8 protein-coding genes are annotated in these 11,682 nt (G+C 32.9%); 4 read left to right on the top strand and 4 right to left on the bottom strand.

Annotated elements, in window-relative coordinates:
- Nucleotides 1–295 precede the first annotated feature (295 nt).
- Together DIU01_RS07245 and DIU01_RS07240 are read left to right on the top strand one after the other, a co-directional pair.
- Nucleotides 296–3,601, top strand: coding sequence for a T9SS type B sorting domain-containing protein (locus DIU01_RS07245; protein WP_290832964.1), 3,306 nt, complete (start codon nt 296–298; stop codon nt 3,599–3,601).
- A 155-nt stretch (nt 3,602–3,756) separates the two neighbouring features.
- Complete coding sequence (locus DIU01_RS07240) at nt 3,757–3,996, top strand: HPF/RaiA family ribosome-associated protein (protein ID WP_290832963.1); 240 nt, start codon at nt 3,757–3,759, stop codon at nt 3,994–3,996.
- Nucleotides 3,997–4,122: 126 nt separating this feature from the next.
- Here DIU01_RS07240 and DIU01_RS07235 read toward each other — a convergent pair whose 3' ends face one another.
- Both DIU01_RS07235 and pheT read right to left on the bottom strand, forming a co-directional pair.
- Nucleotides 4,123–5,166 (bottom strand): glycosyltransferase, encoded by a 1,044-nt coding sequence (locus DIU01_RS07235; RefSeq protein ID WP_290832962.1) that lies wholly within the window; start codon nt 5,164–5,166, stop codon nt 4,123–4,125.
- A 98-nt stretch (nt 5,167–5,264) separates the two neighbouring features.
- Entirely contained in the window at nt 5,265–7,691 is a 2,427-nt protein-coding gene (gene pheT / locus DIU01_RS07230) for a phenylalanine--tRNA ligase subunit beta (RefSeq protein WP_290832961.1), read from the bottom strand.
- 249 nt (nt 7,692–7,940) lie between these two features.
- Between pheT and DIU01_RS07225 the strand changes: the two genes are divergently transcribed.
- Both DIU01_RS07225 and DIU01_RS07220 read left to right on the top strand, forming a co-directional pair.
- Nucleotides 7,941–9,446: an aldehyde dehydrogenase family protein gene (locus DIU01_RS07225; RefSeq protein WP_290832960.1), complete on the top strand. Its 1,506-nt coding sequence runs from the start codon at nt 7,941–7,943 to the stop codon at nt 9,444–9,446.
- 179 nt (nt 9,447–9,625) lie between these two features.
- Nucleotides 9,626–10,000, top strand: coding sequence for a DUF779 domain-containing protein (locus DIU01_RS07220; RefSeq protein WP_290832959.1), 375 nt, complete (start codon nt 9,626–9,628; stop codon nt 9,998–10,000).
- Between the two features lie 9 nt (nt 10,001–10,009).
- On the opposite strand, the gene DIU01_RS07215 is transcribed toward DIU01_RS07220, so the two are convergent.
- Nucleotides 10,010–10,738, bottom strand: a complete 729-nt coding sequence (locus DIU01_RS07215) for an endonuclease/exonuclease/phosphatase family protein (RefSeq protein WP_290832957.1) — start codon at nt 10,736–10,738, stop codon at nt 10,010–10,012.
- 8 nt (nt 10,739–10,746) lie between these two features.
- A partial coding sequence (locus DIU01_RS07210; RefSeq protein WP_367221829.1) for an AraC family transcriptional regulator N-terminal domain-containing protein occupies nt 10,747–11,682 on the bottom strand: 936 nt, incomplete at its 5' end.

Here is an 11,682-nt window from a genome sequence, read left to right as displayed (position 1 = left end):
GTATATAGATTAACTACATTGTTGTATTTTCTTTAATTTTATTGCAAAGCAATTTGTAGATAATTTTTTCATTCTGGGGTATTGATCAACGAAGAAATTTACTTGCAATATAGTTACCAATCCACAACAGCAATGTTGTGGATTTTTTTTTAAATAAAAAAAATCAAATCCACTTATTAACTTAAGTGAAACATTCTACATAATTTTAGTTATTATTACAGTTTGGTTCTAATTTTTTACTAAATTTGATGAGAGTTCCCCAAATTCTACCCTATAATAAACTATAATTAGTGATATGAAAATAAAATTAAATTTCATTTTCTTATGGATCTTAGTTTTGCCTATTTCTATGATGGGCTTTACCTTTACCGCAAGTTCAACTAACGAATCTTGTGCCGGTAACGGAACCATAACTTTTACAACTTTCAATCCCGATCCAAATGGGTCAATACTTTTTGTGGTCTATAAAGCACCAGAAACAGTTACTCCTTATGCCACAATAAGTGGAAATACAATTAACGGACTTTCTGCCGGCACTTATACTATTATTGCTCAAGAAACAGTCAATGGCGTAACTACTACGCAGCAGCAGCAAGTTGTTATTAGTAATACAATTGTACCTTTAGTTTATAATGTTTCGGCTTTAAATCAGGCGTGTTCAACTACAAGCACAATTAGTGTTAGTGTAACTTCTGGAATTGGTGTAACTTATGAAATAATTGAAGGTCCAATGCTTTTTCCAGCGCAGACAAGCAATCAATTTACTGGTTTAGTGCCAGGAATTTATCGTATAAGGGTTTTTGATAATTGCGGAATAGGAGTAGTGCAAACCTTTACAGTTACTTTAAATACAGCTGGACTGACTATAAATCCACCTGCAATTACAAGCACTTCGCCATCATCGTGTAATTTTATTGTAGTGACTAATACTTTAACTCCAGCATCTGGAACCGTTATTGGCTATCCTTTAGATATTACCTATCAAGTTAATCCGCCAAATGGTGGCACACCAATAATTACAACTTCTACATTAAATAGTGGCAATGCAACTTCACAAAATTTGGTTCTAACAATTCCAGACTACATTAATGAAACCTACGATTATTCAATTTCGATAACGGATGCTTGCGGTGCTACTTATACCGAAAATTTTCCATTAGATAATTCAATCCAAATTGCTAGTAACATAACTATTTTAGAATGTAATCAGAATTTTTTCTCATTGAATATTAGTAATTTTACACCACCATTTAATTTAAATTTCACCTCAGTTCCTGCCGGATTTGATCCTGCTTTATACAATAGCAGTTATCCTGGACCATTTTCAACAAACGTTGTTGTTTTTGGTTCAGATACCAACATTACACCTTTAGGAAGTTACACAGTGGATATTGTTGACAGTTGCGGAAGAACTGGAACAAGAGTTTTTACAATACCTTTCAACCAACCCGAACCAACCGTAATTGCTGCAAGTAACGGTTGTTTATCCAATACAGGAAATTTTAGTATTTCAATTCTTAATTTCGATATTGTTACAGCGATTATAACTTCTGCTCCATCTGGATATCCAAATTCTTTACCTCACAATGTTTCTGCATTTATCGATTCGGAAGGCGATTTAATTATGAATCCCGTTCCATTTGGTGATTATATAGTTGATTTAATTGATGAGTGTGGTACTGTTTTGCCACCTGTTTCACTTACAGTTTCTGCTTATGTAGATCAAGGCAATTCAGTTAATTTTCGACCAGGATGTGGTTTAGGTCTCACTTCATTAGAATTATCCAGTAATAATGGTGCTCTTACTTCGGTTATAATTTCATCGGCTCCAACATCTTATACAGCTACTTTACCTAACAATGTTACAAGTAATCTTTTGGCAAATGGCAGATTATATTTAGATAATTTACCACAAGGAACTTATATTTTTGAAACCGTAGATGCCTGTGGTTTCACAAATTCTTACACTGTAGATGCTCAAGGTTACGCAATTTCAGACAATACTTCATCATTACAAATTAATTGTGGCTCTTTCAATGTGCCGCTTTCTTTTATTAGTAATGGTGTAGCGGCTGAGACTTTCTGGTTGCAAAAACTCATTGATCCAGCAACAAATACTTGGGGTCATCCTGGAACGAATGTTGTTTATCCGAATGGTACCGTTCCAGATGCAAATAACTCGTACCCATTAGCAAATATGTCCTCAAATTTTAATCTTTCTTTCAACGGAACATTTAGAATTTTCAGACATTTTCTTTCCTATAACAACGGAGCATCAGTTTTAGGTGGTGCCAGTCCTTCTATTGATAAAAATTGTTTTGAAATCATCAATCCGTCATTAGATTTTGACCAAGCGTTAGAAATTCTTGGTACTAATAGGCTGTTTTGCTCAACTTCAGGTTCGCTTGATGTTGTTGTTTCTGCAACAGGTGAAGCACCATTAAATTATTCGATTACAACACAAAACGGAACACCATTTTTTCTAGATAACGGAACTTCCAATGTCTTTTACAATCTTCCAACAGGTGTTTACACTTTTCAAGTAGAAGATGATTGCGGAAATATAGTTACTAAAATCTATGATGTTGCTGCTTTGTCGTCCTTCATAAATGCCAACGAACCAGACGATTTATTTCAATGTGCCACTGTAATAACTGGAAATGAAACGTTTAATCTTGGTGTACAAACGCCAAGTATTTTAGGAACATTGCCGCCGGCAGACTACTCTATAAGTTACCATGCTTCATTAAACGACGCTCAAAATGATTTAAATGAAATAACTAATTTGACCAACTTCAATCCAACTTCAAATCCGCAAACGATTTATGTTCGAATGATTTTTAATGCGGTACCCGATTGTTATGACATAAAATCATTTGATGTACTTGTGGGACGTACTCCAGTAATCACAACACCAGCTGATACACTTGGATGCAGTTCAAGCCCAATTACTTTAGATGCATCGGCAGGAAATCTTCCTACAACAACCTATTTATGGTCTACAGGTGCAACTACTCCAACAATTACTGTTTCTCAACTTGGAGTTACTAATCTTACGGTTACAGCTACCAATAGTTATGGTGTAGATTTTTGTTCCAATACCAAAGATATCACTGTTACAATTTCTGAACAACCAGAGATTGATGAATTAGTTACTATTGATTGGACGGAAAACGATAATTCAATTACAGTAATCACAACCAATACTGGTGCTTTTGAATATTCATTGGATGATGTTATTTATCAAGATTCTAATGTGTTTTCTAATCTTGCTCCAGGATTTTATACCGTTTATGCAAAAGATAAATTTGGTTGTGGCAAAACACAGCAAGTTATTTGGATACTTTATTACATTCGATTTTTCACACCCAATGGTGACGGCGTAAACGAAACTTGGAGAATTAAAAACTCGCAATTTGAGCAAGATTTAACGGTTGTAATATTTGATCGATATGGTAAAGTAATCACGTCTTTTGGTTCGGATGATCAAGGTTGGGACGGACTTTACAATGGCCAACAAGCGATTTCCGACGATTATTGGTTTTTGGTAAGCAGACAAGATGGAAGAACGCATCGCGGACATTTTACTTTAAAACGATAACTTTTTTAAGTTGTTATTTTTTAATGGTTTAGCTAAAACTTAATAGTATAAAATCTTAAAAATTTCACATAATTTTCATAATCTTATATTAATCAACTGTGTTTTTCATGTGCCTATTAGTAACTTTATAAAACTAATATTAAACACAATAAACTATGCAAATTCAAATTAACACAGACAAAAACGTTGACGGAAACGAAAGAGCAATAAACTTTTACACTGCTGAATTAAAAAAAGAATTAGACCGATTTGATGATAAAATCACAAGAATAGAAGTACATTTTGGTGATGAAAATGGCGAGAAATTTGGTAAGAATGACAAACGCTGTTTGCTAGAAGTTCGATTACAAAAAAAGCAACCAATTGTAGTAACAGATCATGCAGAATCTCCTTAAAAAGCGTTCTATCATGCAGTTGAAAAACTTAAAAAAGTATTGAATTCAACGTTTGAAAAAATGCGAGAATACTAATATATAGTAAAAAAGCCTGGTGAAATTTCATTAGGCTTTTTTTTATAGAATCTATTGAATTGCGGCTTTAACTATGTTTTTTATTACAGCAATCGGACTTGCAAAACTCTCATAATAAGTTTTTACATTCTCTGATAAATGGTCGCAATAGTCATTATTAGAAAGTAATAGCTCAACTGCAGCTTTCAATTCCTCTTCTGATGTTGCTATGTGGATATGTTTTCCATGAATCAATTCTTCGGGTAATTTATTTGAAATAGGAGTAGAAAGTATCGGTTTTCCCATAGCCAAAAATTCGCCTAATTTCCAACCGTGACATTTATGAACCGATGGCGTATTGAATACCATTTTAGATAAAATAGTTTTGGCGACATACTCTTTTGTCGAATAAGATTTATAGAATAAAAAATCTTCAAATCCTTGAGGTATTGCGGCATCTTTCGAAGTAAAAAAACCTCCTTCAAAATTGCAATTATTTGATTTACATAGTTCTATAAAATTTTTTCGCAATAGATTTGTTCGAGACATAGAATCTTTATCTTGCCATAAACTTGCAATTAGATAAACATATGGAGTTTTTTCAGAACTATTTTTTGGAAATTTAGTAGTTTGATATGCATCCAATTTTGGACGTTTAAGTTGCTCACGATAGTCTCTTAAAAATCGTTTTACAGGAATAATTAATCCCGATTTACATTTGATTAAATTACTAATACAATGGTAAATAGTTTCTGGATGATTCCATATTTTGATTCCAAAACTTGGCGGAATAGAAATTATTTTTTCTTGAGAATTAAAATCATGTTCAAGGTCTAAATTTATTTTCGCATAATAATCACACCAATCATAAGCGGTTGAATTTATGTCAGTTGGATCGCAAAAATCAATGATGTATTTCGTTACTTTTTTATCAGTGTTGATTAGTACAAATGCAAAATAATGTTCAAATGCAAATGCTTCCTTATCTCGTTTTAAATCTGAAAAATACTTTGTAGAGAATGTTACGTTTTTCTTTCCAAAAACTTGGTATAATCCTTCTATATAAAACGACGCATAAAGTATTCTTGATGTAGGATCAATAATTATTTTAGGCATATTTTACAAGTTTTAGAAATGATTTGTTTTTAATCAAATGTAAAGATAAAAAAATCCCAAGAGGTTGGTCTTGGGATGTAGCTATTGTATTTAATTTTTTATCGAAGTTGCGCTCCAAGTTCGGTTTCAAAATTGTTTTGCAACTTGCTCATAATTTTATCAATTTGAGTATCGGTAAGTGTTTTTGTTGCATCTTGAATAATGAAACTCACAGCATACGATTTCTTTCCTTCTGGTAGATTTTGACCTTCATAAACGTCAAATAAATTGATTTCTTTTAAAAGTGATTTCTCGGTTTGACGCGCCACTTTATAAACCGATTCGAAGGCTACAGAAGAATCTACTAATAAAGCAAAATCTCTACGAACTTCAGGATATTTCGGAATTGCTGTGTATTTTATTTTATTCGATAATAATTTTAGAACCAAATCCCAGTTGAAATCTGCATAAAATACTTCTTGCTTAATGTCAAAATGTTTTAAAATCGATTTTTTAACCGTTCCCATTTCTACCAAAACATCTTTGCCATAAGTGAATCCAATTCCTTCTGCAAAAACATCGTTTTCTACTGGTGTGTTTTGAGTTTTATCAAATCCTAATCGTGATAAAATCGAATTTACATAGCCTTTGAACAAGAAGAAATCGGTTGGTTTTTGCGTATTTGTCCAACTTTCTAACGTTCTATTTCCTGTTGAAAATAACGTTAAATGTTTCTTTTCATTATATCCTGATAATAACTTGCGGTAGCTTTTTCCGAATTCAAATAACTTTAAATCGCTATTTTTTCTGTTGATATTATACGAAACAGCTTCCAATCCAGAGAACAACAACGATTGACGCATCGCTGATAAATCATTACTCAACGGATTTAACATCACTACATTATATTCTTCTTTTAGCAAATCAGATAATTTTACGTAATCTGGAGTTGTTAAAGAATTGGCCATCATTTCATGAAATCCAAACGAATTCAATTGTGAAGCTACTATATTTTGAACTTTATAATCTTCTGTTCTTGGCGCTTTGGCAACTGTTGCATGAAACTTTTTAGTAAAGTTGATGTTGTTGTAGCCATAAACTCTCAAAATCTCTTCAATAACGTCAACTTCACGCTGAACGTCAACACGATAGGCAGGAATTATTAATCCCAAACCAGCATCCGATGAACTGTTTACTTTAATGTCTAAAGACGCAACAATTTTTTTAATTGTTTCTTTTGGTAATTCTTGACCTATTAATTTATTGGCTTTCTCAAAATTTAAGAAAACGGTGAAATCTTCAATTTTCTTTGGATAAATATCAATTACATCTGATGTGATTTCGCCACCAGCAACTTCTTGAATTAAAAGTGCTGCACGTTTTAAAGCATATTCTGTTATTGTTGGATCAATTCCTCTTTCAAAACGGAACGATGCATCGGTGCTTAAACCATGACGTTTAGCAGTTTTACGAATCGCAACCGGATTAAAATAAGCACTTTCTAAAAATAGTGTAGTTGTGTTTTCTGAAACTCCCGAATTTTTTCCACCAAAAACTCCAGCCAAACACATCGGACCTTTATCGTCGCAAATTACTAAATCTTCTTCGTGTAAAGTACGTTCAATATCATCAAGAGTTGTAAACTTTGTTCCAGCTTCAACAGTTTTTACAGTAACTTTTCCGTTGATTTTTGAAGCATCAAATGCATGTAATGGTTGACCTAATTCGTGCAAAACATAATTAGTTACGTCAATTACGTTATTTTTTGGAGTTAATCCAATTGATTTCAAACGATTTTGTAACCAACTTGGTGAAGGTTTTATTGTAACACCAGAAATGGTAACTCCACAATATCTTGGAGCTAGCGTGGCATTTTTTACATCAATATCAATTTTGAGAATTCTTTTATCAACTTTAAATTTAGAAACGGATGGCGTAATTAATTCAAGTGAAACCGTTGGGTTTTTCTGAATTAATCCTGCACGCAAGTCACGAGCAACGCCCATGTGCGACATAGCATCGGCACGATTTGGAGTTAATCCAATTTCAAAAACTTCATCATTTTCGATATTAAAAACGGTCGCAGCTGGCGTTCCAGGTTGTAATTTTGAATCTAAAATCATGATTCCGTCGTGAGAAGTTCCAAGACCTAATTCGTCTTCGGCACAAATCATTCCGTGACTTTCTTGTCCGCGAATTTTCCCTTTTTTTATTTCAAATTCTACTCCGTCTTTGTCAAACAATTTTGTTCCAATGGTAGCAACTGGTACTTTTTGTCCAGCGGCAACATTACTTGCGCCACATACAATTTGAACCGGAGTTCCAGTACCCAAATCAACAGTTGTAATATTCAAGCGATCGGCATCTGGATGTTTTTCGCAAGTCAAAACATGACCTACAACAACGCCTTCCAATCCACCTTTTACAGATTGGTATTTTTCAACTATTTCTACTTCCAATCCTAAATCGGTTAACATCGAAGCAACATCTTCCGAAGTTGAATCTATTTTCAAAAATTGTTTAATCCAGTTGTAAGAAATCTTCATTGTAATCGTTTGTTTTTTTGAGGTTGCAAAGATACGCATTGTTGTATTTACATCAAATTATATTTTGTTCAAATACACGCTTCTTTTAAATTATTAAATTCATTAATTATTTGTTATATTTTTCTGCTTTGTATAATAAAATCATGTTAAAATTACATTGTTATCAATTTTGTGCTATCAAATGAACTTTTTGTGCTATTTCTATTTGATTTTAGAAACTACTTTTGATAAAACTTAAATTTTACAAACATGAGCAATATAGCACAAAGACCTGATTTTAAGGCAAAGTATGATAATTATATAGGAGGAAAATTCGTCGCTCCAGTTAACGGAAACTACTTTGATGTAGTTTCTCCAATTGATGGAAAAGTGTTTACGCAAGCAGCACATTCATCTAAAGAAGATTTAGAATTGGCAGTTGATGCAGCGCACAAAGCATTTGAAACTTGGGGAAAAACTTCGGTAACAGAACGTAGTATTTTGTTAAACAAAATTGCTCAAGTTCTTGAAGATAATTTGGCGTATTTAGCAGCTGTTGAAGCAGTTGATAACGGAAAACCTATTCGTGAAACCACTTATGCAGATATGCCTTTAGCAATTGATCACTTTAGATATTTTGCAGGTGTAATTCGTGCCGAAGAAAGCACAATTGCTGAGTTGGATGCCAATACAGTTTCTATCGCTTTAAGCGAACCATTAGGCGTAATTGCTCAAATTATCCCATGGAATTTTCCAATTTTGATGGCGGTTTGGAAATTAGCTCCAGCATTAGCAGCAGGAAATACGGTTGTTTTAAAACCAGCCGAAAGCACTCCAATTTCTATTATGGTTATGATAGAATTAATTGGTGATTTATTGCCTGCAGGTGTTGTAAATATCGTTAACGGATTTGGTTCTGAACTAGGTCGTGCGTTGGTTACAAATAAAAAAGTGGCTAAAGCAGCATTCACAGGATCTACTACAACTGGTAGATTAGTAATGCAATATGCTACTGAAAATATCATTCCAGTTACATTAGAATTAGGTGGAAAATCTCCAAATATTTTCATGAAATCAGTAGCAGATCATGATGATGATTTCTTCGATAAAGCTATTGAAGGCGCGGTTTTATTTGCTTTAAATCAAGGTGAAATTTGTACTTGTCCATCAAGATTGTTAGTTCACGAAGATATTTATGACAAATTCATCGCAAGAGTTATCGAAAGAACGGAAGCAATTGTAGCTGGAAATCCGTTGGATATGGCAACTATGATTGGCGCTCAGGCTTCGTTAGTTCAGAAAGAGAAAATCATGGCCTACATAAAATTAGGAAAAGAAGAAGGTGCAGAAGTTCTAACTGGTGGCGATGAAAATGTTTTCGAAGGCGATCATGTTGGCGGCTATTACATCAAACCAACGATTTTTAAAGGTCATAATAAAATGCGAATTTTTCAGGAAGAAATCTTCGGACCAGTTTTGGCAGTCACTACTTTTAAAACTACAGAAGAAGCAATTGCTATTGCAAATGACACAATGTATGGTTTAGGAGCTGGAGTTTGGACACGCGATGCACACGAAATTTATCAAGTTCCAAGAGCAGTTCAAGCCGGAAGAGTTTGGGTAAATCAATACCATTCGTATCCTGCAGGCGCGCCATTTGGAGGTTACAAACAATCAGGAATTGGAAGAGAAAATCATAAAATGATGCTTGGTCATTACCGTCAAACTAAAAACATGTTGATTTCTTACGATAAAAAGAAATTAGGATTCTTTTAGTATATTGATTGGTTGAACAAACCTGCAAGGTCTTTTTTGATCTTGTAGGTTTTTTTATTTTGTCACTACTTTGTCATTCCGTAGGAATCGCACCAAATTAGTAATGCTTTTTTAGTTTACTGTTGATAAACAAAATTAAGGTTTAATTTTAAAAACATTTATTTCAAAATTATTATCAAATGACAAAACGACTTGATGCTACAAAAGAAGCAATAGATTTAATACATATTCTGCAGGAAAAGCACGGCGATTTGATGTTTTATCAAGCTGGCGGATGTTGTGAAGGAACGCAACCACAATGTTTTGAAAAAGGTGGTTTTTACCAACGAATGGGTGACGTTTGCATCGGAACTATTGAAAACACAGAGTTTTGGGTAGACAAAGATTTATTCGAATATTGGAAACATGCGCATTTTACCTTGAAAGTAATTGATGCTTTTGGAGTTGGCGGATTTTCATTGGAAACTCCTTTGAAAAAAACGTTTCAAATTGAATATCGAATTTTCACCGAAGACGAAGAGAAAGATTTAGAACCAGTAAAATATATTGAATAATTTAAATTTTTATATTTTAGTCAACAAATCATTGAATTCAACAATCAATGGTTTGTGATCACTATACATGTACCAATCTTCATAAGCTCCAATTTCTACAGATTTTAAATTTTCTATAAAATCTTTTGAAGCGAAGCAATAATCAATATGGTATGGTTTATCTCTATGTCTATACATATATAGTGTTGGATGTTCTTCTTTACCCTGAATTTGATTAAAAAATTTATGATAAGTACTATAGATTTTTTTTTCTTCCAATTTTTCAACCACTGTTGAGTGATTTCCTTCTCTTCTTGATTTGTCCCAAATTTTATTACTATTAAAATCTCCTATTAAAATAGTTTTAGTTTCGGATAGTAACTTTTCGTAATAATTTATGGCTTTCCATACTTGTGTAACATAAGCACCATCTTTGTCTTCTGGATTATTTGCCCAAATTGCAAACAAAATAAAATCATGATTAGCACTAGTTACTGAAATAGGTAACACATCTTTAAAACTAGGGTTATGGCATTTAAGTAATTCGAGTTTATAATTATTGAATGCAAAAATTCCAATTCCTTTATTTTGATTTTTCCCGTACCATATTGTGTCGCTAGGAATTTCTAATCCATCCATAAAAAATAATTTTTCTAGGCTTTCACACTCAGGAATAATTAAAATATCTGGCTTATATGCAAAAATATATTTTGCTTTTTTCCTAAAAGCCATGTTACAATTCCAAGTTATAATTTTCATTTGTAAAATTAATTCACGTAAAGTAACTGATACTGTTTCGGAGTAATTCCTTCGTGCTTTTTAAACAATCGAATAAAGTAATTGGCATCTTCAAATCCTGATAAATAACAAACCTCATTGATTTGAATTGACGGATTTTTGAGTAATTTTTTGGCACATTTTATCTTTTCATTCAATACAAATTCAATCGGACTCATGCCTAATTCTCTTTTGAAAAACCGGTAAAATGAAGTTGTACTCATGCACGCTTTATCGCTTAAACTTTTCAAACTGATGTTTTCTTTTAAGTTCAATCGGATAAACTCAATAACTTCTGAAATTGGATTGTTCGGATTACTAAATAATCCGTCATCAATCGATTTTGCAGTTTGCGTTTGAATAATTCGTATCAACAATTCTTGCAAAGTCAAATCGGCCAAAGCATCTTTTGTGATTGACGTGCTCATGCATTCTTTGATGAGTTTGTTGATGGTCGTAGCCAAATCGACGTTGTTATAAAAGAAATAATTTTGATAATTCAATTGCCAAAATTGGTCGGTTCCTTCTTTTGGATAACGCTCGTTTAAGAAATTTAAAGTGTCTTTAATTTTAGATTGTTCGATTGCCAATGCCAAACATTGTGTAGGATTATTTTTGGAAGCTTCAGGAAAATCGATTTTCATTTCTACATTAGACGGAATTACAACTGTTTCTCCTGGCAAATAATCAAATCCAGGTTCGTCAAAAAGATGCATTACTTTTTTACCACGCAGCATACTTGTCACGACCAAATCATTAAATTTTAACGGAACCAATTGCGATTCTTGATATGTTTCAAAAAGGTTGAGTTCGCAATTATTCAGAGAATAAACTGTTCTGTTTTCAACCAAAGTTTTTAACGACTTTTCAGTTGATAATTCGGGTTTGGTAAGTAAAGTTCTTTGATTGTTCATAGACGAAAATAT

The organism is Flavobacterium sp., assembly GCF_003525665.1.
Taxonomy (GTDB): Bacteria; Bacteroidota; Bacteroidia; order Flavobacteriales; family Flavobacteriaceae; genus Flavobacterium.
The sequence above is the reverse complement of the archived record's forward strand: the minus strand, read 5'-3'. Positions and strand labels throughout refer to the sequence as shown.